The organism is Streptomyces sp. NPDC031418 (assembly GCF_055581605.1).
Window position 1 is genome coordinate 209,063 of sequence record NZ_JBVIJC010000006.1, and the last position, 24,447, is coordinate 233,509.

20 protein-coding genes are annotated in these 24,447 nt (G+C 72.9%); 5 read left to right on the plus strand and 15 right to left on the minus strand.

Annotated features, from left to right (window positions below; translation table 11 throughout):
• Positions 1-9 precede the first annotated feature (9 nt).
• Positions 10-1,122: a PP2C family protein-serine/threonine phosphatase gene (locus ACZ5CZ_RS10165; RefSeq protein ID WP_468941074.1), complete on the minus strand. Its 1,113-nt coding sequence runs from the start codon at positions 1,120-1,122 to the stop codon at positions 10-12.
• A 165-nt stretch (positions 1,123-1,287) separates the two neighbouring features.
• On the opposite strand from ACZ5CZ_RS10165, the gene ACZ5CZ_RS10170 reads away from it, so the two are divergent.
• Genes ACZ5CZ_RS10170 through ACZ5CZ_RS10180 form a run of 3 tightly spaced genes read left to right on the plus strand, consistent with a single transcriptional unit; the run spans position 1,288 to position 2,977 of the window.
• On the plus strand, positions 1,288-1,974 hold the full coding sequence (locus tag ACZ5CZ_RS10170; RefSeq protein WP_385842590.1) for a nucleotidyltransferase family protein: 687 nt from the start codon (positions 1,288-1,290) through the stop codon (positions 1,972-1,974).
• Positions 1,971-2,249 carry a BON domain-containing protein gene (locus ACZ5CZ_RS10175; RefSeq protein WP_385842591.1) on the plus strand — a complete coding sequence of 93 codons (279 nt, stop codon included), beginning with the start codon at positions 1,971-1,973 and terminating at the stop codon, positions 2,247-2,249. Before ACZ5CZ_RS10170 ends, ACZ5CZ_RS10175 begins: the two co-directional genes overlap by 4 nt.
• Positions 2,246-2,977, plus strand: coding sequence for a metallophosphoesterase family protein (locus ACZ5CZ_RS10180; RefSeq protein WP_468941078.1), 732 nt, complete (start codon positions 2,246-2,248; stop codon positions 2,975-2,977). The genes ACZ5CZ_RS10175 and ACZ5CZ_RS10180 overlap by 4 nt, the downstream gene beginning before the upstream one ends.
• 233 nt (positions 2,978-3,210) lie before the next feature.
• Here ACZ5CZ_RS10180 and ACZ5CZ_RS10185 read toward each other — a convergent pair whose 3' ends face one another.
• The 8 genes from ACZ5CZ_RS10185 to ACZ5CZ_RS10220 all read right to left on the minus strand — a co-directional run bounded on the left by ACZ5CZ_RS10185 (position 3,211) and on the right by ACZ5CZ_RS10220 (position 12,152).
• Positions 3,211-4,461 carry an MFS transporter gene (locus ACZ5CZ_RS10185; protein WP_468941081.1) on the minus strand — a complete coding sequence of 417 codons (1,251 nt, stop codon included), beginning with the start codon at positions 4,459-4,461 and terminating at the stop codon, positions 3,211-3,213.
• 335 nt (positions 4,462-4,796) lie between these two features.
• Complete coding sequence (locus ACZ5CZ_RS10190; protein WP_468941083.1) at positions 4,797-5,786, minus strand: aldo/keto reductase; 990 nt, start codon at positions 5,784-5,786, stop codon at positions 4,797-4,799.
• 133 nt (positions 5,787-5,919) lie between these two features.
• The gene (locus ACZ5CZ_RS10195) at positions 5,920-7,146 is read right to left on the minus strand and encodes a cytochrome P450 family protein (protein WP_385842595.1); all 1,227 of its coding nucleotides are present in this window, start codon (positions 7,144-7,146) and stop codon (positions 5,920-5,922) included.
• Between the two features lie 88 nt (positions 7,147-7,234).
• The gene (locus tag ACZ5CZ_RS10200) at positions 7,235-8,446 is read right to left on the minus strand and encodes a cytochrome P450 (protein ID WP_385842596.1); all 1,212 of its coding nucleotides are present in this window, start codon (positions 8,444-8,446) and stop codon (positions 7,235-7,237) included.
• Positions 8,443-9,078, minus strand: coding sequence for a GTP-binding protein (locus ACZ5CZ_RS10205; RefSeq protein ID WP_385842598.1), 636 nt, complete (start codon positions 9,076-9,078; stop codon positions 8,443-8,445). Before ACZ5CZ_RS10205 ends, ACZ5CZ_RS10200 begins: the two co-directional genes overlap by 4 nt.
• Entirely contained in the window at positions 9,059-9,406 is a 348-nt protein-coding gene (locus tag ACZ5CZ_RS10210; RefSeq protein ID WP_385842599.1) for a DUF742 domain-containing protein, read from the minus strand. Before ACZ5CZ_RS10210 ends, ACZ5CZ_RS10205 begins: the two co-directional genes overlap by 20 nt.
• Positions 9,403-9,810 (minus strand): roadblock/LC7 domain-containing protein, encoded by a 408-nt coding sequence (locus ACZ5CZ_RS10215; RefSeq protein ID WP_385842600.1) that lies wholly within the window; start codon positions 9,808-9,810, stop codon positions 9,403-9,405. Before ACZ5CZ_RS10215 ends, ACZ5CZ_RS10210 begins: the two co-directional genes overlap by 4 nt.
• The gene (locus ACZ5CZ_RS10220) at positions 9,807-12,152 is read right to left on the minus strand and encodes an ATP-binding protein (RefSeq protein WP_468941089.1); all 2,346 of its coding nucleotides are present in this window, start codon (positions 12,150-12,152) and stop codon (positions 9,807-9,809) included. The genes ACZ5CZ_RS10215 and ACZ5CZ_RS10220 overlap by 4 nt, the downstream gene beginning before the upstream one ends.
• Before the next feature lie 593 nt (positions 12,153-12,745).
• Here ACZ5CZ_RS10220 and ACZ5CZ_RS10225 point away from each other — a divergent pair.
• Complete coding sequence (locus ACZ5CZ_RS10225; RefSeq protein WP_468941091.1) at positions 12,746-16,120, plus strand: pyruvate carboxylase; 3,375 nt, start codon at positions 12,746-12,748, stop codon at positions 16,118-16,120.
• A gap of 79 nt (positions 16,121-16,199) precedes the next feature.
• Here the strand turns inward: ACZ5CZ_RS10225 and ACZ5CZ_RS10230 are convergent, their stop codons facing one another.
• The 4 genes from ACZ5CZ_RS10230 to ACZ5CZ_RS10245 form a co-directional block, all read right to left on the minus strand.
• On the minus strand, positions 16,200-16,658 hold the full coding sequence (locus ACZ5CZ_RS10230) for a hypothetical protein (RefSeq protein ID WP_468941094.1): 459 nt from the start codon (positions 16,656-16,658) through the stop codon (positions 16,200-16,202).
• 92 nt (positions 16,659-16,750) lie between these two features.
• Positions 16,751-17,527, minus strand: coding sequence for a polysaccharide lyase family 7 protein (locus ACZ5CZ_RS10235; RefSeq protein ID WP_385842604.1), 777 nt, complete (start codon positions 17,525-17,527; stop codon positions 16,751-16,753).
• Positions 17,528-17,640: 113 nt separating this feature from the next.
• Positions 17,641-18,861: a carbohydrate-binding protein gene (locus tag ACZ5CZ_RS10240; protein WP_468941097.1), complete on the minus strand. Its 1,221-nt coding sequence runs from the start codon at positions 18,859-18,861 to the stop codon at positions 17,641-17,643.
• Positions 18,862-18,978: 117 nt separating this feature from the next.
• Positions 18,979-21,600 (minus strand): glycoside hydrolase family 31 protein, encoded by a 2,622-nt coding sequence (locus tag ACZ5CZ_RS10245; RefSeq protein WP_468941101.1) that lies wholly within the window; start codon positions 21,598-21,600, stop codon positions 18,979-18,981.
• 347 nt (positions 21,601-21,947) lie between these two features.
• Between ACZ5CZ_RS10245 and ACZ5CZ_RS10250 the strand changes: the two genes are divergently transcribed.
• Positions 21,948-23,066, plus strand: coding sequence for a GNAT family N-acetyltransferase (locus ACZ5CZ_RS10250; RefSeq protein WP_468941104.1), 1,119 nt, complete (start codon positions 21,948-21,950; stop codon positions 23,064-23,066).
• A gap of 33 nt (positions 23,067-23,099) precedes the next feature.
• Here the strand turns inward: ACZ5CZ_RS10250 and ACZ5CZ_RS10255 are convergent, their stop codons facing one another.
• Together ACZ5CZ_RS10255 and ACZ5CZ_RS10260 are read right to left on the minus strand one after the other, a co-directional pair.
• Positions 23,100-23,648, minus strand: a complete 549-nt coding sequence (locus ACZ5CZ_RS10255; protein WP_468941108.1) for a hypothetical protein — start codon at positions 23,646-23,648, stop codon at positions 23,100-23,102.
• Positions 23,649-23,693: 45 nt separating this feature from the next.
• Entirely contained in the window at positions 23,694-24,443 is a 750-nt protein-coding gene (locus ACZ5CZ_RS10260; RefSeq protein WP_385842610.1) for an ABC transporter ATP-binding protein, read from the minus strand.
• Positions 24,444-24,447: the final 4 nt, after the last annotated feature.

Below are 24,447 nucleotides of genomic sequence, written 5' to 3' on the forward strand. Positions count from 1 at the left end.
GACCCGTTTTCACGCCTCGGGTTCGGCGCCGTGGTTACTCGCGCGGCCGTGATGGCGGCGCCGCTCGACCCGGGTGCGGTGCAGCGCGATCAGCGCGGCGTCGTCGTCCAGCCGGCCGCCGACATGCAGCAGTAGATCCCGCCGCACATGGTGCATCAGCGCCTCGGGACTCTCCTCCGTCCACCGGGCCACCCGGTCCGCGAGCGGATAGAACCGCCCCTGGGCGTCCCGCGCCTCCACCACCCCGTCGGTGTACAGCAGCAGCGTGTCACCCGGCTCGAAGGAGAACACGTCCAGCGTGTGCTCGTCGCTCGCCTCCACCCCGAGCGGCGGCGACGGATGCAGACTCGGCACGGTCACCACATGGCCCGGGCTCAGCAGCAGCGGCGGCGGATGACCGCAGCTGGTCATCCGGGTCACCGGATCCCGGTCCGGGATCTCCACCAGCAGCGTGGTGGCGAACCGCTCGCCCATCTCCTCCGGGGTGTCCAGATCGGCCGCGTACCGGGTGATGCTCTGCTCCAGTACGGCGGCCAGCTCCGCCAGGGTGATCCGCCGGTGCGCACTCTCCCGGAACGCGCCGAGCAGCAGCGCCGCCTCCCCGATCGCCGGCAGGCCCTTGCCCCGCACATCGCCGATCATGACCCGGACGGCGTTGTCGCTCCGGGTCGCCGCGTACAGGTCACCGCCGATCTGCGCCTCGTCCTCGGCGGCCAGATAGATCGAGGCGATCCGCAGCGGGCCGATCTGCTCGGGCAGCGGCCACATCAGCACGTGCTGAGCGGCCTCCGCGACCGTACGGACCTGCGCCAGCTGCGCCTGCCGGCGCTCGCGCAGCGCGCCGTAGACCACCAGCAGGATCGTCAGCACCGCGAGCGTGATGATCTGCACGACGTGGTTCTCGGTGCTCACCCCGCCATGGGTGAGACCGATCAGGATCTGCGCGGCCAGCGCGAGCCCCCCGATGGCCGCGGTGGTCCGCGGCCCGGCGAACGACAGCGTCAGCGCGGGCGCGATCACCAGGGCCGGGCCGAGATGGACATTGACCGGCGCCTGCATATCCACCGCGGTGATCACCACGATGAGCACCACCGGGAACAGCAGCAGCGCGCGGGGCCTCATGCCTTCCAGCCTGCTCCCGGCCCCGGCGCCCGGCCACTCGCCCCGCGCGTGCCGCTCCCTCTGCCACCCGTGCGCGCCGTGTCGGTGCGGGCCCGCCGGGTACCCGTACCTCCCCGGAGCGGCCCCGGCCGTGCGGGGCCGCAGAGTGCCGTGAATGGAGAACCCATGACACACAACGGGGAGGAGTCCGCGCCGGTCCGGCGTCCGGAGGTCACCGAACTCCGCCTCGCCGCGGACGGGCCCGACCGGTCGGCCGCACCCCCGCCGGACACCCCGGACCTGCCGCACGACCGCAGCCAGGCCATCCTGGAGGCCGCCAAGCAGATCGGCGCGCTCCTCAAACGGGCCGGCCACCCCTTCGCCCTGGCCGGCAGCGTGGCCGTGTACGCCCACGGCGGCAGCCGCTACCTCCAGCACGACGCGGACTTCTGCGTCCTGCCCGAGGACGCCGAGGCGGTGGCCGCCACCCTGCGCGAGGCCGGCCTGCCCATCCGCACCCCGCCGGAGGACTGGCTGATCAAGACCACCTGCCGCGGTGCGAACGTCGACATCATCTTCGCGCTGGCCCACCAGCCGGTCAGCAAGGACCTGCTCGCCCGCGCCCACGTCCTGCCGGTCGACTCCGTGCTGATGCCCGTGCTGTCCCCGACCGATCTGATCCACAGCCTGCTCAGCGCCTTCTCGGAGCACTACTGCGACTTCGGGGCGGTGCTGCCCGTGGCCCGCGCCGTCCGCGAGAAGGTCGACTGGGACGAGGTACGGGCCGCCTGCGGCGGGCAGCCCATGCCGGCCGCCTTTCTCTTCCTGCTCGAACAGCTGAACGTCATCGACCCCCAGGAGGGGCAGCCATGACCGAGGCAAGCCCGTCGCCCCCGCCGGAGGCCGGGAACCTGGACTACCGCGTCGCCCACCTCGCCGACCACCTGGCCGCCGGACCGCTCGGCGAGCTCGGCGTACGGCTGGAACTGCGCGGCGACGCCGTACTGCTCACCGGCACGGTGCCCTCCACCCAGTGCCGGGACGAGATTCTGCACATGGCCCGCGAGGAGCTGGCAGGGCATCCGGTGCACTGCGACCTCATGGTCGCCGGCACCTCCTCGCCCGACCACGGGGAGGACCTGACATGATCCGCGTCGCGGCCGTCGGCGACATCCACATGGGCCCCGAGAGCCAGGGCGCGCTGCGCCCCTCCTTCGAGAGGCTGCCCGAGTGCGCGGACATCCTGCTGCTCGCCGGCGACCTGACCCGGCACGGCACCACGGAGGAGGCCCGGGTCGTCGCCCGGGAGATCAAGGACCTCGGTGTCCCGGTCGTCGCCGTCCTGGGCAACCACGACCACCACGACGAGCGGCCCGAGGAGGTCAGCGCGATCCTCCGGGACGTCGGCGCCCATGTCCTGGAAGGCCAGGCCGTCGCCGTCGCCGCCGACGGGGCCACGATCGGGGTCGCCGGGACCAAGGGATTCGGCGGAGGCTTCGTCGGACGCTGCGCCGGGGAGTTCGGCGAGCCGCTGATGAAGGAGTTCGTCCGCCACACCCGGCGGTGCGCCGACGGTCTGTACGGCGCGCTGAAGGAGCTGGACGAGTGGGGCTGCGACGTCCGGATCGCCCTGACCCACTTCTCCCCGGTGCCGGACACCCTGGCCGGCGAGCCCCCGGAGATCTACCCCTTCCTCGGCAGCTATCTGCTCGCCGAGGCGATCGACACCGCCGGCGCCGACCTCGCCGTGCACGGCCATGCCCACGCCGGCACCGAACACGGCATGACCAGCGGCGGCGTCCGGGTCCGCAACGTGGCCCAACCGGTGATCGGCCAGGCCTTCCACGTCTACCACCTGCCGACGGGGGAGGGCTGAGAGGGCCGATCAGACCGGCTGGACGGGGCCCGAGAGGCGGGTCCGACGATGGGCGGCGGGGCTGAGAGGTCGGTCAGGCCCGCCGCGCAAGGGCGAAGAGGCCGGTCAGATCGACCGCGCAAGGACGAAGAGGCCGGTCAGGTCGACCGCGCAACGACGAAGAGGTCGGTCAGGCCGGCCGCGCAAGGACGAGGAGGTCGGTCAGGCCGGTCACGCAAGGACGAGGAGGCCGGTCAGGCGGCCGTGCCCAGTGCTTCCCGGCCGGTCAGATCGCCGTCCCGCGCGGTCAGCGGGGCCACCGGCAGCGCCTCCCGGCGGCGCCGGACCAGCAGCCCCGCGCCGATCGACCCGGCGATCACCAGACCCCCCGCGACCAGCGCGCCCCGGGCCCCCGCCCACTCCATGAGCAGACCCAGCGCCGGCGGCCCGCCGAGGCTCCACACCGTGCCGACGCTGCTCCACACCCCGAGCACCCGGCCCCGCAGATGCGCGGGCGGATCGGTCTGGAGCACGGCCGTACCGGCGGTGTCCGAGACCGACTCCACGACGGCCATCGGCAGCACCAGCACCAGCAGTACCGCCAGCGACGGCGACAGCCCCGCCACCACCTGGAGCAGCGCGCCCGCGGCGGCGAGCAGGCCCACGGTCCGCACGGACGGCCGGCGCAGCCGGGCGCCGAGGACCGCGCCGAGGATCCCGCCGACGGCCAGCACCGTGGAGACCGTGCCGAACGCCCCGGCTCCGCCCGCGAGCGGCCCGGTGACGAGGACGGCCAGGGTCAGGCCGTAGTTGCGGCCGAAGACCGAGCTGAGCCCGGTGATGCCGGCGAGGGCCACCAGCCGCGGCCGGCGCACGAAGAAGCGCAGCCCCTCCCGTACGGTCATCTCCGCGGGCGCCGGTACGGCCGACGCCTCGGCCGCCGACTGCCCGGCACCCCCGCGGACGGGCCGCAGGAACGGCACCACCGACGCCACGAACAGGAACGACACCCCGTTGGCGGCATACGCGGCGCCCGTGCCGAGGAAACCGACGGTCACGCCCGCGAGCGCCGTACCGGCGAGCCGGCCCGCGCTGTGCACGAGGGCGCCCACGCCGATCGCGGACGGCACGTCCTCCACCGGCACGAGATCGTTGCCGAGCAGCGCGCACGCCGGTCCGTCCACGGTGGCGATGACACCGGTCACGGCGGCCAGCACCAGCAGCGCCGGCATGTCGATCCGGTCCAGCGCCACCAGCAGCGCCGTGACGAAGGCCACCGCGCCGAGCAGGGCCTGGCTGATGGTGACCGTCAGCTTCCGGGGCCAGCGGTCCACGGCCGCGCCGCCCAGCAGGCTCACGAAGAGCGCGGGCGCAGCCTGCACGGACATCGACAGCCCGGTCGCCGCGGCCGAGCCGGTGATGTGCAGCACCAGCAGGTTCTGCACCGTGAGCTGCATCCACGTACCGGCGTTGGAGACGAAGTTCGCCGCCGACCACCAGCGCATGCCGCGATGCCGCAGGGAGCGCCAGGGCGAACGCGAGGCGGATGCGGAGCGGGGCGCGGGTGTGGGCGCGGACGTGGGCAGGGCAGGGGCAGCGGACACAGCGGGGTACTCGCCAGAGACACTCGGGGAAGGGACCGGCGAGCCGCGTAGAACCGGCTGCACTGCACGTCCGGGCCGCCTTGGTCAGGGCGCCGACCATGGTGGCAGACGAAGCCCCGCAGTGGTCGCCACCCTGCCCTCCGCCGGGTCTGCGCAAGCCCCAAATACCTCCGCCCGTAAGCGACTTGGGCCGAGCGTGTGCTTGCTCACAGGATCCGGGGCCACCCCAGGAGGCCTCAGCGGTTCACGGTGCGCATCCCGGCCTCGTCGTACCGCTCACCCGCCGCGGCCGGCAGCTCGGCATCGATCCGCGCCAGCTCTTCCGCGCTGAGCCGCACCGTCCCGGCGGCGGCGTTCTGCTCCAGGTACTCCCGCCGCTTGGTCCCCGGGATGGGCACCAGATCCTCCCCCTGCGCCAGCACCCAGGCGATCGCCAGCTGGGCCGGGGCGACGTCCTTCTCCGCGGCGATCTCCTTCACCTTCGCCGCGAGCCGCAGGTTCGCCGCCAGGTTGGCGTCGGCGAAGCGGGGGTTCTCGCGCCGCCAGTCGTCCTTGTCCAGCTGCTCCGGCGAGTCGAAGCGGCCGGCGAGGAAGCCACGGCCGAGCGGCGAGTACGGCACGAAGCCGATGCCCAGCTCCCGGCAGGCGGGCAGCACCTCGGCCTCCACGTCCCGCGTCCACAGCGAGTACTCGCTCTGCACCGCGGTGACCGGATGCACCGCGTGGGCCCGCCGGATGGTCTCCGCGCTCGCCTCGCTCAGCCCGATGTACCGCACCTTGCCCTCGGCGACCAGCTCGCCCAGCGCGCCGACCGTCTCCTCGATCGGCACGTCCGGGTCGACCCGGTGCTGGTAGTAGAGGTCGATGTGGTCCGTGCCGAGCCGCTCCAGCGAGCCGTGCACGGAAGCGCGGACATGCTCGGCCGAGCCGTCCTGCGGGCCGACGGTGCTGATGTCGCCCGGCACCGCGTCGTCCATCCGGTAGTTGAACTTCGTGGCGATCACATACTCGTCGCGATGCCCCCGGATCGCCTCGCCGACCAGCGACTCGTTGGTCAGCGGGCCGTACATCTGCGCGGTGTCGAGAAAGGTGACCCCCAGCTCGAGGGCCCGCCGGATGGTCGCGATGCCTTCCTCGCGGTCGGCGGCGCCGTAGAAGGCGGACATGCCCATGCACCCGAGGCCGATGGCCGACACCTGTAGATCCCGCAGACTGCGCTTTTGCATGCGATGTCCCAGCCTTTCTTGCACACTCGACGGTCGTCGTGTACGGCACACGAGGGGCATGCCCTCGTGTGCCGCACGTCTGTGACGCTACGAGTTGGAGCGCTCTCGAAGTCAAGCAACGCTCCGGGGCCGGTCAGGAACCCAGCCGTACCGGGAGTTCGTACAGGTCGTTCTGGGTGACGACCGGCTTGTGGCGCAGCTCGCTCGCGGGCACCGCCAGGTCCAGGCCGGGGAAGCGGGCGTACAGCGCGGGAAGGGCGACCGCGGCCTCCAGGCGGGACAGCGCGGCGCCGGGGCAGACGTGGGGGCCGTGGCCGAAGGAGATGTGCCGGTTCCGGCTCTCCCGGGTGATGTCGAACTCCCCGGCGGTCGGGCCGTGGGCGTGCTCGTCGCGGCCGATCGCGGCGTACGACACGATCAGCGCGTCCCCGGCCGGGAGCACCTTGTCGCCGACCGGCACGTCCTCGGTCGCGAACCGGATCAGCACATGCGAGGACGGGGTGGACCAGCGCAGGGTCTCCTCGATCACCGCCGACCAGTCGGCCGCGCCGGACAGCACCAGGGCGCGCTGCTCGGGGTGGGTGGAGAGGTTGACCACGGCGTTGACGATCAGCGAGATCGTCGTCTCGTGGCCGGCCGCCACGATCAGCTGGAGCGTGGAGACGATCTCCTCGTCGGTGAGGCGGTCGCCGTCCTCCGAGGCCAGCACCAGCGCGCTGGTCAGGTCGTCGCCCGGCTCGGCCCGCTTGGCCGCGACCGTCTCGGCCATGATCTGCGCCAGCTCGGTGAGCGTGGCCATGACCTCGTCGCCCGGGGTCAGCGTGGAGAAGAACCGGTCGAACAGGACCCTCAGCCGCGGCAGGCGGGCCGGGTCGAGGCCCATCAGGTCGGCGATGACGTACATGGGCAGCGGGTAGGCGAAGGCCGCCTTCAGATCGACGGTCTCCCCGCTCGCGGGCAGCGCGTCCAGCAGATCCTGGGTGAGCTTCTCGATGCGCTCGCGCATCCGCTCCACCCGGCGCGGGGTGAGCGCCTGCGCGACCAGGCCGCGCAGCCTGCGGTGATCGGCGCCGTCCACGGTGAGCATGGAGCGGCCCGGGTTGACCAGACCGATCAGCGGCCAGTCCGCGGGGATCTCGCCACGCCGCCAGGCGCCCCACACCTCGATGTCCTTCACCAGACGCGGATCGGTGAGCAGCGCCTTGGCCTCCGCGTGGTGGGTGACGGCCCACACCGGGACACCGCCCGGCAGCTCGACGGCGGCGAGCGGACCGGCCGCGCGCAGCGCCGCGCTCTCGCCGTCCAGGTCGGTGACGAAGGGGTCGAGCGCGATCCGGGGGGTTTCGGTACCAGTCGTCATCGTGACATGCCTCCCAGGGCAGGGGTCGGGGTGCTGCGCCGGTCCGGGGGATGGCCCCGGACCCATCGCAGGAGCGGGTGACGCTCGCTCAGAGGGCGGGTACGGGGGTGAACCGCACGGGCAGCTCGGTCAGCCCCCGCAGCCAGGGCGAGGGCCGGCGGGTGAGGGAGTCGGCGGGCCCCGCCAGGTCGATGTCCGGCAGCCGGTCCAGGACCACCTCGATCCCGGTCCGCGCGATCACTTCGGCGATCTCCTGCGCGGGGAACGGACAGCGGTGCTCGCCGTGACCGAACGCGAAGTGCGCGTTGTTGCCGCCGGTCAGCGCGGAGGCGTCGGTGCGCACCTGGGGGTCGGAGTTGGCGCCCTGGAGCCCGAGCAGCAGCAGGTCGCCGGCCTGGATGCGGCGGCCGCCGAGGTGGGTGTCCCGGGCGGCCCAGCGGCCGGCCACGTTCTGGGTGGGGGTGTCCTCCCACAGCACCTCGTTCATCGCCTCGGCGACGCTGTGCCGGCCGCCGAACAGCGAGGCGGCGAACCGGTCGTCGGTGAGCATCAGCCGCAGCGAGTTGCCGATCCAGTCGGCGGTCGGCTGGTGCCCGGCCGCCATCATCACCATCAGGTCCTGGGTGATCTCCTCGGCGGTGAAACCGCTGTCGTCGGCGAGCATCCGGGACACCACGTCGTCGGCGGGCTCCTTCGTCCGGTCGGCGATCAACTGCCCCATGGACGCGGCGAGATGGGCCTGCCCGGCGAGTGCCCGCTCCCGGCCGTCGATCATGTCGTTGAGGGCGGTCACCAGGCCGGGGCCGTCCTCGTCCGGGAAGCCGTACAACCGCGCGAGCACCCGCACCGGCAGCAGCATCGCGTACTGCCCGACCAGATCGGCCTCACCCGCCGTGCACAGCGCGTCGATCAGCTCGTCGGCGAACCGCTCGGCGTGCCGCCGCAGTTCGAACGGGTCCACCGCCTCCAGCGCGCTGCTGATCATCGCGGCGCGCTGCCGGTGCCGTTCGCCGACCGTGTAGAGGATCGAGGGCTGCCTGCGGCCGATCATCGGCAGCAGCGGCCAGTCGGCCGGGATGTTCTCCCACTGGTTCCACAGCTCCGAGTCCCGGCTGAACAGCACCGGGTCGCCGGTGACCTGGTGCAGTTCCCGGTAGCCCAGCACCAGCCAGGCCGGGATGCCGCCGTCGAGCAGCACCGGTACGACGTTGCCGTGATCGCGCCGCATCTCCCGGTACAGCCGGGCGGGTTCGGTCTGGAACCGGGGTCCGCTGAGCGGGACGGCGTCGGGGGTGGTCACACGAACTCCTGTCGGGGCAGGCCCGCCCGCGCGGACGGGTCGGCGTACCGGTGCTTCACATGCTGGACGAGCGTGATCAGGACCTGTTTGCTCGACTCCCGGGAGCGGGCGTCGCAGTCGACCAGCGGTACCTGCGGGTCCAGGTCGAGCGCCTCGCGGACGTCCGCGCCCGCGTGCACCGGCCCGCCGAAGTCGTTGCAGGCCACGATGAACGGGGTCCCGTGGTGCTCCAACCGGTCGATGGCGTACCAGGAGTCGTCGATCCGCCGGGTGTCGACCAGCACGACCGCGCCGAGCGTGCCGGAGAAGAGCCGGTCCCACAGGAACCAGAACCGCTCCTGGCCGGGCGCGCCGAACAGGTACAGCACATTGTGCGCGTCCAGGCTGATCCGGCCGAAGTCGAAGGCGACCGTGGTGGCGGACTTGCCGCGCACCTGCCGGATGTCGTCCACCGTCGCGCCCGCCTGGGTCATCGTCTCCTCGGTGTTGAGGGGGCGGATCTCGCTGACGGAGCGGACCAGGGTGGTCTTGCCGACGCCGAAGCCGCCCACCACCACGATCTTGAGACCGTTGTCGGCCGAGGCACCCAACGGCGTGCGCGCGCCGGAGAGTTCAGAGATTGCGGAGTCCAACGAGCACCTGCTCCAGGATGTCGGGGTCGGTTATGGCCGGTCTGCGCGGATGCCGGGCGCTGACACGGCCCGCCGCCAGCAGGTCGCACAGCAGCACCTTGGTGATGCTCACGGGCAGCTTCAGCTCCGCGGCGATCTCCACCACCGAGGTGGGGGAGCGGGTCAGCTTCAGGATCGCCACGTGCTCCGATTGCAGCCCGGCCACCGGCTCCGACTCGGCGACGACAAGGGTGACCAGGTCGAACGGGTTGTCCGGGGCGGTCCGGCTGCGTCCCTGGGTGATCGTGTAGAGACGGTCGGGCGCGTCGTCCCTGCCCGGACGGCTCATGACGTACGCGGCAGCGCGGTCAGGTGCTCGCCGAGCTGCTCCACCAGTTCGCTCATGGTGTGCCCGACGACGCCCGGGTCCGCGTCCTCCGTGGTGACGACGGCCAGATGGGCGCCGGCGCCGGCCTCCACGATGAACAGCACGCCGCCGTAGAACTCGGTCATCGCCGAGCGCACACCGCCGCTGCCGTCGCCGAACTCGACGGACGCCCCGTGCGACAGCGACTGGATGCCGGCGGCTATCGCGGCGAGCTGGTCGGCCTGGTCGACGCTCAGCTCCGGGCTGCGGCACAGCTTCAGCCCGTCCCGGGACAGCACCAGCGCGTGCCGGGCGCCCGGGGTCCTCTCCAGCAGGCCCTCCAGGAGCCAGGTGAGCTTGTCGTCGGCGGTGGTCGGGCCGGTCATGAAGTGGTGTCGCCTTCCGGGTGCGCGTGCGGGTGGGAGGGGACGGCGGGGGAGGAGGAGTCGTCCGCCGCCGCGGTTCCGGGGGAACCGGACGGAATGCCGCCCGGTGCGATGGCGCCGCCCGGCACCGCGGTCTCCGCGCCTCCGGGGGAGTCTTGGCGTACGCCGGAGCCGTGGGGGACACCGGTGTCCGCCGGGCGCTGGGTACCGCGGTGGCCCGGCCCCGCGTCCCCGGCCGGCCCGGTCGAGCCGACCGAGGGCCGCTGGTGGGAGTCCCGGCTGTCCGGCGCGGCGTCCGGGATGGGTCCGGCTGTGCCGCTGGCCGGGTGGGGGCCAGGGGATTGCGTGGGCGCGGCCGAGTCGGCGGTGCCGGAAGCCGGGCCGTGTTCGGCGCCCTCGCCGTCCGGCACCGGGGGCGTGGCTGAGCGGGTTGCTCCGGTGGAGGGTCCGCGCTCGGCGTGCCGGCCGGTGTGTGCCGCGTCCGCGGTGGAGCGGGCAATGCCGCCGGACGGCCGGTGCTCCGGGCTGTCCGGCGCGGCGTCCGGGATGGGTCCGGCTGTGCCGCTGGCCGGGTGGGGGCCAGGGGATTGCGTGGGCGCGGCCGAGTCGGCGGTGCCGGAAGCCGGGCCGTGTTCGGCGCCCTCGCCGTCCGGCACCGGGGGCGTGGCTGAGCGGGTTGCTCCGGTGGAGGGTCCGCGCTCGGCGTGCCGGCCGGTGTGTGCAGCGTCGGCAGTGGAGCGGGCCGTGTCGCCGGAGGGCCGGTGTTCCGGGCTGTCCGGCGTGGCGTCCGGGATGGGTCCGGCTGTGCCGCTGGCCGAGCGGAGGCCAGGGGGTTGCGTGGGCGTGGCGGAGCCGGGCGCGGCGGTGTCGGGGCCGTCAGGGTTCGAGGGCGGGGCCGTGGCGGTGGTCTCGGGGCCCCGCTCCTTTGCGGTGGGGCGGACGGCCTGGCGGAAGCTGCTGAAGCGGGCGGCGCGGATCTTGCCCTCGTCGGCGCCGGGCGCGGGCCGGGTCTCGCCGGTGCGGGCCGCCGACCGGGCGCTCTCGGCCTGAGCGAGGGTACGGCCGCGGCGCCGCTTGGGCAGTCCCGCCGGGCCCTCCTCGGCCGGTGCGGCCGGTTCGTGGACCGGGGCGGTGTCGGCGGGCGCCGGAGTCCGGCGCGGCTCGGCGGGCGCGGGCCGCGCCGGGGCGGGCGCCTGCTCGGCCGCGACCGGGCCCGCCAGGATGTCCTGCGGGATCAGCACCAGCACACCGGTGCCGCCGCGGGCCGACGGCCGGAAGGACACCTTGAGCCCGTGCTTGCGGGCCAGCCGCCCGACCACGGCCAGCCCGAGCCGGGTGCCGGTCAGACCGCCCAGCTCGGAGACGTCACCGGCCACCGCCCGCTCCGCGCGGCGCAGTTGCACCTCGCCCATCACCAGGCCGCTGTCCTCCACGGACACGATGACCCCGGCCGGGACCTCCTCCACATAGACATGGACCTCGGCGGTCGGCGGCGAGAAGTTCGCGGCGTTGTCGAGGATCTCCGCGAGCGCGTGCATCACCCCCTCGGCGGCATGCCCGGCCACGGCGGTCTCGCTGGCCGAGTGCACCCGCACCCGCCGGTATCCGGCGATCCGCCCCATCGCACCGCGCAGGATCGATTCCATGCCGATGGGCCGCGCCCACCGTCGGCCCGAACGTGCTCCGGTCAGTACGGCGATGGAGTCGGCGAGCCGACCCGCCTGGGCGGTGCGGTGGTCCAGATGGAGCAGATCGGCGAGGACGTCCTCGTCGGTGTGCCGGTCCTCCATCGCCCGCAGGTCGGCGAGCGTGGCCGTGGCCAGAGCCTGCATCCGGGCGGCCGTGTTGGAGGTCGCCGAGACCGCCGCGGCCCGGTCCCGCCTGGCCCGGGTCAGCTCGCCCGTCAGCCGGGCGTTCTCCTGCCGCAGCCGGTCCAGCTCCCGGGTGGCCTGCTGCTCCAGCCGGGCCCGCTCGGCCGCGAACGACTCGGTGAACTCGGCACGCTGCGCGGCGAGTTCGTCGACGAGTCGCTGCCGCTCCTGGCGGGCCTCCTCGCCGGTGCGGGCCTGCTGCTGGAGCAGGCGCCCGATGTCCTGGGTGGCGGCGTCCAGCCGCTGCCGGGTGGCGCGCGCGGTCCGCAGGGCGTGCGCGGCCACCGCCACGGCCACGCTCAGCACCACGGCGGCCGCGCCCGCGCCGCCGGCGAGCGGGGCACGCGCCCGGCCCGGCGCCATCGCCACGGCCACGCAGACCACCACCGCGGAGAGTGCACCGGTCACGGCGAAGGCGGGGACGAACGAACGGAGGAAGGGGCGGTCGCCGGGGTGCGTGGGCGCGGTCATCGGTCCGGTCTGGTCCTCGCGGCAGGAGCGGGTGGCTGACGGGCGGGCAGGTGGGGAGCGTGAACTGGCGGTCACTATACGAGAGTTCGCGATCGGATCAGAAAGGTTCGCCGCTCGTTCCAGGAAGTGGACGGTCATATCCGTGCGTTGGCCGTGAACGGGGCGTCTTGAACACGTCGGTACGGGAGGGATGGCTCCCCGGTAGGGGAGGTCGCTCTGCGGTCCGGGATGTCCGCTCTGTACACCTGTGGGTCCTACCACCCGTAAATGATCTTGACGGGCGTCTCCCGGCTCGCAGAACTGTCCCGGGCCGGGGGCGAAGGGGGCGATGGACATTCCCGCACCGGCGCCCATCCACACCCCGGCACCGGCCCCCACCCACACCCGGCACCAGCGACCATCCACGCCCGCACACCCCCCGCGCCGGGGGACCGTTCCGCCGTTCGCGCGACTGTGGCGCCGCACACCCTCACGATGTGACCGTTGTCGCACCTCGACCCCTGCGGGTACCCCCTAGGGTGACCGCGAGGTACGGCAGGGCGTGGCAGACACGATCGTGTGCGTCGCCGACAGGCAGCTGAAGGGAATCCAGGATGTTCCGCAAGGTGCTGGTCGCCAACCGTGGCGAGATCGCGATCCGCGCGTTCCGGGCGGGCTACGAACTCGGCGCGCGTACCGTCGCCGTGTTCCCGCACGAGGACCGCAACTCACTGCACCGGCTCAAGGCCGACGAGGCGTACGAGATCGGCGAGCCGGGCCACCCGGTGCGCGCCTACCTCTCCGTCGAGGAGATCGTGGCCGCCGCCCGCCGGGCCGGCGCGGACGCCGTCTACCCCGGCTACGGCTTTCTGTCGGAGAACCCCGAACTCGCCCGCGCCTGCGAGGAGGCGGGCATCACCTTCGTCGGCCCGAGCGCGGCCACGCTGGAGCTGACCGGGAACAAGGCCCGTGCGGTCGCCGCCGCCCGGGCCGCCGGCGTCCCGGTGCTCGGCTCCTCCGCGCCCTCCACGGACGTCGACGAGCTGGTGCGCGCCGCCGAGGAGATCGGCTTCCCGGTCTTCGTCAAGGCCGTCGCGGGCGGCGGCGGGCGCGGCATGCGCCGCGTCGAGGACCCCGCCCAGCTGCGCGAGTCCATCGAGGCCGCCTCCCGGGAGGCCGCGTCCGCCTTCGGCGACCCGACCGTCTTCCTGGAGAAGGCCGTGGTCGACCCGCGCCACATCGAGGTGCAGATCCTCGCCGACGGCGAGGGCAATGTCATCCACCTCTACGAGCGGGACTGCTCGCTCCAGCGCCGCCACCAGAAGGTCATCGAGCTGGCCCCGGCCCCCAACCTCGACCCCGAGGTACGGCAGCGGATCTGCGACGACGCGGTGCGCTTCGCCCGCGAGATCGGCTACCGCAACGCGGGCACCGTCGAGTTCCTCCTCGACCCCGACGGCAACCACGTCTTCATCGAGATGAACCCGCGCATCCAGGTCGAGCACACCGTCACCGAGGAGGTCACGGACGTCGACCTGGTCCAGGCCCAGCTCCGGATCGCCTCCGGCGAGACCCTCGCCGACCTGGGCCTCGCCCAGGAGACCATCACCCTGCGGGGCGCCGCCCTGCAATGCCGTATCACCACCGAGGACCCCGCCAACGGCTTCCGCCCGGACACCGGCCGGATCAGCGCCTACCGCTCGCCGGGCGGCTCCGGCATCCGCCTGGACGGCGGCACCACCCACGCCGGTACGGAGATCAGCGCCCACTTCGACTCGATGCTGGTCAAACTCACCTGCCGGGGCCGGGACTTCCGCGCCGCCATCGGCCGGGCCCGGCGCGCGGTCGCCGAGTTCCGCATCCGCGGCGTGGCCACCAACATCCCCTTCCTCCAGGCCGTCCTGGACGACCCGGACTTCCAGGCCGGGCGGGTCACCACCTCCTTCATCGAGCAGCGCCCCCATCTGCTCACCGCCCGCTCCTCCGCGGACCGCGGCACCAAGCTGCTCACCTACCTCGCCGACGTCACCGTCAACAAGCCGCACGGCGAACGGCCCGACCTGCCCGACCCGTTGACCAAGCTGCCCCCGCTGCCCGCCGGCGAGCCGCCGGCCGGCTCCCGGCAACGGCTCGTGGCGCTGGGCCCCGAGGGCTTCGCCCGCGACCTGCGCGAGTCGCCGACGCTCGGCGTCACCGACACCACCTTCCGCGACGCCCACCAGTCGCTGCTCGCCACCCGGGTGCGCACCAAGGACCTCCTCGCCGTCGCCCCGGCCGTCGGCCGCACCCTGCCGCAGCTGCTGTCCCTGGAGTGCTGGGGCGGCGCCACCTACGACGTGGCGCTGCGCTTCCTCGCCGAGGACCCCTGGGAGCGGCTGGCCGCCCTGCGCGAGGCCGTCCCCAACCTCTGCCTCCAGATGCTGCTGCGCGGCCGCAACACCGTGGGCTACACCCCGTACCCCACGGAGGTGACGGACGCCTTCGTGCAGGAGGCGGCCGTCACCGGCATCGACATCTTCCGCATCTTCGACGCCCTCAACGACGTCGGCCAGATGCGGCCCGCCATCGACGCCGTACGGGAGACGGGCACCGCGATCGCCGAGGTCGCCCTCTGCTACACGGCCGACCTCAACGACCCCGCCGAGCGGCTCTACACCCTCGACTACTATCTGCGCCTCGCCGAGCAGATCGTCGAGGCGGGCGCCCATGTCCTGGCCATCAAGGACATGGCCGGCCTGCTGCGCGCCCCGGCCGCGGCCAAGCTGGTCTCGGCGCTGCGCCGCGAGTTCGACCTGCCCGTGCATCTGCACACCCACGACACGGCAGGCGGCCAGCTGGCCACCTATCTCGCCGCGATCCAGGCGGGCGTCGACGCCGTCGACGGAGCGGTGGCCTCGATGGCCGGGACGACCTCGCAGCCGTCCCTGTCGGCGCTCGTCGCCGCCACCGACCACTCCGAGCGGCCCACCGGCCTGGACCTCCAGGCCGTCGGCGACCTGGAGCCGTACTGGGAGGGCGTACGGAAGATCTACGCCCCCTTCGAGGCGGGTCTGGCCTCCCCGACCGGCCGCGTCTACCACCACGAGATCCCCGGCGGCCAGCTGTCCAACCTGCGCACCCAGGCCGTCGCCCTCGGCCTCGGCGACCGGTTCGAGGACATCGAGGCGATGTACGCGGCCGCCGACCGCATCCTCGGCCGCCTGGTCAAGGTCACCCCGTCCTCCAAGGTGGTCGGCGACCTGGCCCTGCACCTGGTCGGCGCCGGCGTCTCCCCGGACGCCTTCGAGCAGACCCCCGACCGGTTCGACATCCCCGACTCGGTGATCGGCTTCCTCCGCGGCGAGCTGGGCACCCCGCCCGGCGGCTGGCCCGAGCCGTTCCGCACCAAGGCCCTCCAGGGCCGGGCCGCCGCCAGGCCCGCGCCCGAGCTGTCCGCCGAGGACCGCGAGGGGCTGGCGAAGGAGCGCCGGTCGACCCTCAACCGGCTGCTGTTCCCCGCGCCGACGCGCGAGTTCGAGACGCACCGCCAGACCTTCGGCGACACCAGCATCCTGGACAGCAAGGACTTCTTCTACGGTCTGCGCCCGGGCAAGGAGTACGCCGTCGATCTCGAGCCCGGGGTGCGGCTGCTGATCGAGCTCCAGGCGATCGGCGAGGCCGACGAGCGCGGTATGCGCACGGTGATGTCCACGCTCAACGGCCAGCTGCGGCCCATCCAGGTCCGGGACCGCGCCGCGGCCTCCGACCTGCCGGTGACGGAGAAGGCCGACCGCGCCAACCCGGGCCATGTGGCGGCCCCGTTCGCCGGTGTGGTGACCCTCGCGGTCGCCGAGGGCGACGAGGTGGCGGCCGGTGCCACGATCGCCACCATCGAGGCGATGAAGATGGAGGCCACGATCACCGCGCCGAAGGCGGGCCGGGTGGCGCGGCTGGCCATCAACCGCATCCAGCAGGTGGAGGGCGGCGACCTGCTGGCCGAGATCGCCTGAGACACCGTGCGCCGCGGCCGGAGACTTCGGCCGCGGCACCCTGGCAGGGCTTCAGCTGCGGTGGATGTGGTCCGGGGCGTCAGTCCCAGAGCGGGTAGACCATGACCGGCTGGAAGCCTTCCGGCCGGTCGGCGGTGTAGGTCAGGCTCATCCGGGTGTAGTGCTCCAGGCCCGGATGCTTCTTCCAGGGCTTGGGGCCGTCGAGCCGGACGGTCACCGGATAGGCGTGGAAGCGGCCGGCCGCGCAGTACGGCTTGCAGTCGTTGACCATGTTGACGCCCGTCGCGGTGGCCGCACCCCGGCTCCACGCGGTCCAGTGCAGTCCGACGAGGCGGCTGTTGCCGTCGCCGCAGGCCAGGATGAAGTCCGTCGGCCGGACATTGCGGTGCCACAGGCAGTCGACCAGGACGGGCCGTGCCGGGCCGTCCTGTGCGGTCGCGCTGGCCGGGGGCGCGCTGGCCGAGGCCGTCGTCATGGCCGCTGTCAGCATGGCTCCCGCCGCGAGGGTGACCACCGTTCCCACCACTGATCCGCGCATGGCCGCTCCCACCCGTCGTGCTGTGTCCGACCGTGCCCCCGACGCTACGACCGTACGGCCGTTTGCACCAGTCGCGCAGGTCGGACCGCGTGTCAGCCGTGCCGGACGGTCAGCCCGTAGAAGGCGACGCGGGCGCCGTCCACGGTGCTGTCGGAGGAGGACTGGTTGTAGGCGCCGGCCTTGAAGTACTGCTTGTACTGCCGGAAGGACGAGGCGATGGGGTAGTGGGTCGTCGTACCGTTCACGGTCAGGTCGATGGTGGTGCCGCCGGAGACGGCGATGGTGTAGCTCCAGGTTCTGCCGACCGGCACATGGCCGACCGGGTGCGGGGTCTGGCCGCCGGAGGGCGAGTCCTCGGTGCCGAGGACGATGTCCCCGTTCGCGTGGTAGTACAGCTCCAGCAGTGGCTTGGTGGAGGAGCCGCCGGTGCCGAGGTGGATCTGGCCCACGCAGACGTTCTTGGTCACCGACACCACCCGCAGGGTCGCGCTCATCCGGTGCGCCCCGCCGAGCGCCCAGTCGGCCGGGCTGCCGTCACGGTTCGTCTCGCGCAGCTCGGAACGGGCGTAGTGCGAGTTCGGGGTGGTGACGCCCTTCTCGGGTGCCCAGAACGTCATCGCGCCGTCGCGGGGGTCCGTGGAGAAGTAGGCGTCCTGGTAGCCGTTCGGCCCCTGGAGCCGGGAGGACGGGATGGTGGTGGGGCTGCCGGGGGAGCCGACCGGCTCCTGGAGCTCCCAGACGGAGAGGTCGAAGGTGCCGCCGGGAGCGGGCCGCGTACCGGCGGCGGCCGCGCCGCCGGAGTCGAGAAGGGTGAGGGCGAGGGCGAGGACCGCGGTGGCCGTCGCCGTGCGGAGCCGAGAGCGGGTCATGTGGGGGTCCCTTCATTGGACCAAGGATGCGTTCAGTCACATGAACACTGAACGCATCCTTGGTCATCGGTGACCCGTGAACCTAAAGGTCTGAACCAAACACGTCAAGAGGGTCAGCAGCTGCCCTCGTCCTGCCAGGGACCCCACTCGGAGGCGCCGGGCACCTCGTTCTGGGTCCACCACTTGGCCTTCCAGTTGTGCTTGTTGTACGAGACCTCGTTCCCGGCGGTGTACACGGCGGAGGAGCTCCAGGCCGTCTTGCAGGAGGTGGGGGTGGGCGTCGGCGTGGGGGTCGGGGTCGGCGTCGGCGTCGGGCTCGGCGGGGTGGCGCCGGCGAACCTCACCGAGTACGTGGCGAACTCCCAGGGCTTCTGCGCCACGCTCGAGCATGTCCCGGACGTACGGCCCCCGTTGTCGACCGGGTCGCACTGCCGGTCGCGGTTGAGCGACCAGAAGGTGAACCGGTCCATGGAGTGGCTCGTCGCGTAGTCCAGCACGGTCTGGAAGTCCGCCTGGGTGAAGTACTCGCCGGTGTCGCTGCGGCCGTTCATGCCGGAGAAGCCCTCGTGGGCGTAGGCGGTCGCCTCGTCCCAGCCGAAGGTGGACCGCAGGACGGAGTTGAAGTTGGTGAGCGCGCTGGTCTGGCTCGCCCCTCCGTTGAAGCCGCCGTCGAACGGCATGATGGAGAAGTTGTTCGGCGTGAATCCCTGGGACTTGGCCTCCAGCAGCATCTGCTTGCCGAACCAGCCGGTGCCGTCCGCCGTACCCGCCGTCGTCACCGAGACATAGAGCCCGGGGTTGTTCTGCTGGAGGATCTTCGCGGCGCCGATCTCGTTCTTGATGGCCGCGCTGTTCTCGTACTCCGGCTCCTCCAGGTCGAAGTCGATGGCGTGCAGCCCGTACTTGGTGATGACCTGCTGGTAGGCCGCCGCCGTCGACGCCGCGTCCGCGCAGGCCTGGCCGAGCTTCGTGCCGCCGTAGCCGCCGATGGAGACCGAGACGTCACCGCCCTTGCTCCGGATGGTGCCGATCATCGACTGCACGGCGGTGTCCGAGGAGACGGCCGCGGTGCCGCCCCAGGTCGGCGAGCAGCCGCCGCCGTCGGGCGCCAGGATGAACGCCAGCTGGAACGCCTTCAGGCCGGTCGCGTCCATGATGGCGGCCGGGTCCGGCGGGTTGTTGTCCAGCGGCATCAGATAGGGCGCGGCGGCGTACCAGCGGTTGCTCAGCGCGGTGGTGGCGCCCGAGGCGCTGCCCGCGACGAACGCGGTGGTGCCGGCGGCGGCGAGCGTCACGGCCGCCGCCGCGCCCAGACAGGCCCGAAGAGGTCTCATTGCGTGCCTCCCAGAGGGGTGGGGTGGGGAGTCGCCCCAGGCTCTGGGAGGTGAAGCGGTCACGTCAATAAGTTGGACTAGACCAACACTCGCTTTGGACTAGACCATACGATTGCTTTACCTCCCGTCGACCAGCCGCAGGGCGAAGCCCCGGTCGAGCGGCAGCATCGGGGTGCTGACGGTGGTGACGTGGGTGGCGGGGTCGTAGGACCAGGCGGTGTCCGGCAGCCGGCGTCCGTCGAGCAGCACCCGTGCGGGCGCCCCGGCGCCGTGGACCGTGAACCGGTACGTGCGCGCGGCCACCTTGCCCGCGTACGCGCCCCGGCTCGCACCGACGGAGACGGCCGTGCCGTCGGCGTCCCGCCGCACCGAGACCCGCTGCGTGGCCGCAGCCCCGCCGGCGAAGTCACGGGTCACGCCGTCGTCCTCGTACAGGGTGTAGCGGCTGCTGCCGTGGGCCGCCGGATACAGGTCCCAGTCCAGCTCGTGCCGGTCCCGGGTCTGCCAGCTCGTGGTGCCCTTCGGCCACATGGGGACCACCGCCCCCTCGCGCACGAACAACGGCAGGGTGTCCAGCGGGGCGTGATAGCCGTTCAGGATGGTCGGGCCCCGGTAGGTGCGCCCGGTCCAGTAGTCGGTCCAGGTGCCCTTCGGGAGGTAGATGCCGTCGCGGGTGTCGGAGTCCTGGTAGACCGGGGCCACCAGGAAGTCCGGACCCGACAGGAACTCGTACTGCGCCTGGGCGCCCAGCGTCGCCGGGTCGTCCGGGTACTCCAGCCAGAGCGGACGCACCGCTCCCACACCCGTCTTCGCCGCCTCGGCCGACAGGGTGTACATGTACGGCAGCAGCCGCTCCTTCAACTGGAGGTAGCTGCGGTTGACGGAGGTGTACGGCTCGCCGTCGCGCCAGGGTTGCTGGTCGGCGGGCTGCTTGGTGGTGAGGTCGGTGGCCCAGCCGTCCATGGTCATGATCGCCGGCAGGAACGCCTTCCACTGGAGGTCGCGGGTGTACATCTTCGCGTCGTGGCGGTAGATGCTGCCCACGTCACCGGTGTCGTAGACGATGCCCGACAGGGTCGCCCCGGCGTAGGTCGGGATCTGCCAGCGGATGTAGTCCCAGGACAGCTTCTGGTCGCCGCTCCACAGCACCCCGCAGCGCTGCGCCCCCGCCCAGGACACCGGCAGCCAGACGAACCCGCGGGCGTCGCTGTTGTCCTCGATGCCCTTCTTGGCCGCGTCGCAGGCGTCCAGCGCGAACTTGTAGCCGTTGCCCACCCAGGCCACGTCCAGCTTGGCCACCCGCTGGCCGGCCTTGACCTGGTCGGCGAGCTTGCCGATGCCGTCCTGGGTCCACAGGCCGAGCTGGGTGTGGTGGTCCTGGAGGCCCTTCGCGGTCTGCTCCAGGTTCTCGTACCCGCAGCCGTAGCCGTCGTTGACCAGCATCCAGCCCAGCGGCATCCGGTTCTCGGTGTACTGGTCGGCGATCTTCAGCGCGTCCAGGGTGTGCCGTTCGCCCCGGTTGGCGTTGTGCAGGTAGCAGTCGGAGTCGCCCGGCTCCAGGCCGTAGACCGGCGGCATGAACGGCCTGCCGACCAGTGCCGTGTACTTCCCGATCACCTGCTTGGCGTCACCGAGGAAGTAGTAGGCGTCCAGCCGCCGTTCCTGCTGGCCGGTGGTGACCGGGTCGCCGAAGGTGTACACGCCCGGCGCGAAGGTGTTGCGGAAGACGCCGTAGCCCGCACTGGAGAGGTAGAACGGCTGGGAGTTGTTGTAGCCGCCCTCGTTCCAGTCGAAGCTGTTGGCCACGTACATCGTCTGCCCGCGGTGGGAGAAGCTGCCGTTCTGCTCGCCGCCGCCGAAGAACTGCTCGTCCGCGCCCCGGCCGAGGCTCTGCCGCATCCCCCCGGTGGACCAGCGCAGCGGCTTGTCCTCCTGCCAGATCCGGGTGCGGTTGTCGGGCTTGTACAGACCGAACCGCAGCGGCTTCTTGTACACGCGCAGTACGGCCTCCGGGGAGCGGATGCCGTAGTAGTCGCCCGCGTCGAAGGACGAGGTGTGCCGCTGGAGGGCGGGCCGGTCGCGCACGATGGCGGTGCCCGCCGGGTCGCTCAGCGAGCCGGACGGGTCGGCCTGGAGCCGCAGCCGGCCTCCCGTCAGGAAGTCGGCGCGGGCCAGCAGTTGCCCGGCCCGCACGGTGTAGCTGCCGTCGCGGCCGGAGAAGGCCGTGAGGTCGCCGGCGTCCGTGGTCGCGGGCAGATAGGCGCTGCCCGTGAAGGGGTCGTCGTGCACGTCGTACGGCACCACCACCACGTGGTAGGTGCCCGAGGCGCGCGGGATCACCGTGGCCTCGGGGTCCGCCGTGCCCGCGCTGGAGGCCACCTGCTTGCCCTGGCCGTCGTACACGTACAGGTCGAAGTCGTCGGAGGGGCGCGCCCAGTTGATCGACAGGGGGACGCCGCCCTCGGGGTTGTCGTCCCAGTAGCCGTCCGGCACCGAGACGGTCAGGTCGAAGCGGTCGCAGACCGTGTTGTCGGGGTCGGTCGCGGCGTCGGGGCAGTTCTCCGGGCCGCCGCCGGTGCCCTTGGCGTAGACCGGGCTCTGCCAGCCGACGCTGCTGTGGGCCGGGTCCAGGACGGCGCCGGATGCGGTGGCGGCGGCCCGGGCGGGTGCCGGCGTGGCCAGCAGCGCCCCGGCCAGGGCGGTCGCCAGCCCCAGCGGCACCCAGGCCGGCCATGGCACACCCCGGCGCAGTCTTCGTGGTCTCTGCACGGCGGAACAGCTCCCCTCGCGTCATTGCGGACTGACTGTTCTTGCTCGGTGTGCTTGGAAGCGCTCGAAATGCGCTTCAATCAAGCAACTTCACGCACGAAGACTCGGAGTCGAAGCAGGTTCATGTCAATACCGCGGAACGGACCGGACCGGGGCGCTCTTGACAGGGTGCGTCTGTTTCGCGACGTTTGAGCATCAGCGCGTCTTGGGGGGAGGGGTCGCCATGCGATCCACCAGTCACGGTCCACACGCCTCACCGGCCGGCGCCGCCCACGGCGCGTCGCGCAGGGCGCCCGGGGAAGGGCGGGCGAGCTGAGGTGGAGATCACCATCCACAGACCCGGCGAGCTGACGGCCGGGCTGCGCGGGGCCTGGCACCGGGCGATGGACGAGTCGCCCGAGTACGCCAACCCCTTCCTCGCACCGGAGTTCGCCATCGGGGTCGGCCGGCACCGGGCCGGGGTGCGGGTGGCCGTGCTCCGCGAGGGCGGCGAACCGGTCGGCTTCCTGCCCTACGAGCGCAGCCCGCTGGGCGCCGGACGGGCCGTCGGCCTCGGCCTGTCCGACTGCCAGGCCCTGGTGCACCGGCCCGGGGTCACCTGGGACACCGGGGAGCTGCTGCGGGCCTGCGGGCTCAGCATCTTCGAGTTCGACCATCTCGTGCAGGAGCAGCGGCCGTTCGACCCGTATGTCACCGGCACCTTCGCCTCACCCGTCATCGACGTCAAACCCGGCGACGGCGGCTATCCGGAGTGGCTGCGCGGCGCCTATCCCGGGCTCGCCAAGACGACCCTGAAGAAGGAGCGCAGGCTCGGCCGGGACGTCGGAGAGGTGCGGTTCGTCTTCGACGAGCGCGACCCGCGGGCGCTGCGCACCCTCATGCGCTGGAAGTCCGCCCAGTACCGCAGGACCGGCCGCATGGACCGGTTCTCCCGCCCCTGGATCGTCGGCCTGGTCGACCATCTCTTCCACGTCCGCGAGGAGCACTTCACCGGGGTGCTGTCCGTGCTCTACGCGGGCGACCGCCCGGTCGCCGCCCACTTCGGCCCCCGCTCCGGCACCGTGCTGGCGGCCTGGTTCACCGCGTACGACCCCGAACTCCCCGCGTATTCGCCGGGGTTGATGATGCATCTGCGCACCGCCGAGGCCGCCGCCCGGCACGGAGTGACCCTGGTGGACCTCGGGCGCGGCGACAAGGAGTACAAGGACTGGCTGAAGACGCGTGAGCTGCGGGTCGGCGAGGGCTTCGCGGCCCGTCCGCACCCGGTGGCCCTCACGCAGAAGCTGTGGCGCCGCCCGGTCCGCGGGCTGCGCAACACCGTGCTGGCCCACCCCCGGCTGCGCGAGCCGGCCGACCGGCTGCTGAGGAGCGTGGGCGCGCTGCGCACCCGGAACCAGATCCCGGGCGGCAAGTCCGCGACCGCAGAAGGGAATTGACGGCGCTCACCGCTACGGGACACCGGAACGGCGTCAGCCCTCGCGCGGGTACGGCACCACGTCCACGTCCAGCGTGAACGCGGTCCGGGCCGCGCCGGCCAGGTCCGGCGCCTTGGCCGCCGCGGTGACCCGGGCGGCACCCCCGCGGCTGCCGGCGCAGCGCAGCGAGGCCCGGGCCGTGCCGTCGGCGGCCACCTCCCAGCCGGACACCAGGACCAGCGCGGGCGCCGAACTCCGCACCCCCGTCCAGCGCTCGTCGTCCGCCCGCGGGCGCAGTTCGAGCGTCACCAGCGTCCCGGGCCGTACACACAGCCGCCGCCGCACCGCGTCACCGGGGGAGACCGCGACGACGGCCCGCCCGGTCGCACAGCGCAGGCCCGGCGTGCCGGTCGTGCCGGGCGGCAGCGAGGACCCGGAGGGCCGCGGGGAGGCGGGGGAGCCGGCGGTGGACGGCGGCCGCGGCGAGCGGCTCCCGGACGCCCCCGCACCCGAGTTCGCGCCGGAGCCCGGCCCCGCCGACGTCCCGCACCCCGCCAGCACGACCACCGCCGCCAGCGCGCACCCACCGGCCCACCACCGCATGCCCCGCCACCTCTCCTCGCATCCGGATACGGCCACCAGGATGCCTCAGCCGCCGCGCACCGCCCGTCCCACCTCCGTGCGCAGCCGCACGAAGTCCGGCAGCCCGCGGGTGGTGAGCTGGTCGCGCCCGGCGGGCAGGCCGACCGGCAGGTCCCGTACGACCCGGGAGCCCGGGCCGGGGGAGAGGACCACGACACGGTCGCCGACGTAGACGCTCTCGTCGATGTCGTGGGTGACGAACACGATGGTCGGTCCGTCGGCGCGGTGCACCTCCAGGAGCAGGTCCTCCAGGTCCTCCCGGGTGCGCGCGTCCAGGGAGCCGAACGGCTCGTCCATCAGCAGCAGCGCCGGCCGGCAGACCAGGGCACGGGCGATGGCCACCCGCTGCTGCATCCCGCCGGACAGCTCCCGCGGGTGCCGGCGGGCGGCCCCGGGCAGGCCGACCCGCTCCAGCATGGCCTCCGCCTCGGCCCGGCGCGCGGCCCGGCCGAGGCCCCGGCGGCGCAGCGGCAGGGCCACGTTGTCGCGGACCGTGAGCCAGGGCAGCAGCGAGCGGCCGTACTCCTGGAAGACCACCGCGAGCCGGTCCGGGACGCCCGTCACCGGCGTCCCGTCCAGCGTGACCGTGCCCTCCTGGGCGGGCAGCAGCCCGGCGATGGTGCGCAGCAGCGTGGACTTGCCGCAGCCCGAGGGCCCGACCACACAGAGGAGCTGCCCGTCGGGCACCGTGAGGCTGATCCCGTCCAGGACGTGCTGGTCCCCGAAGTGCCTGCCCACCGAGTCCAGGCGCAGCATCCCC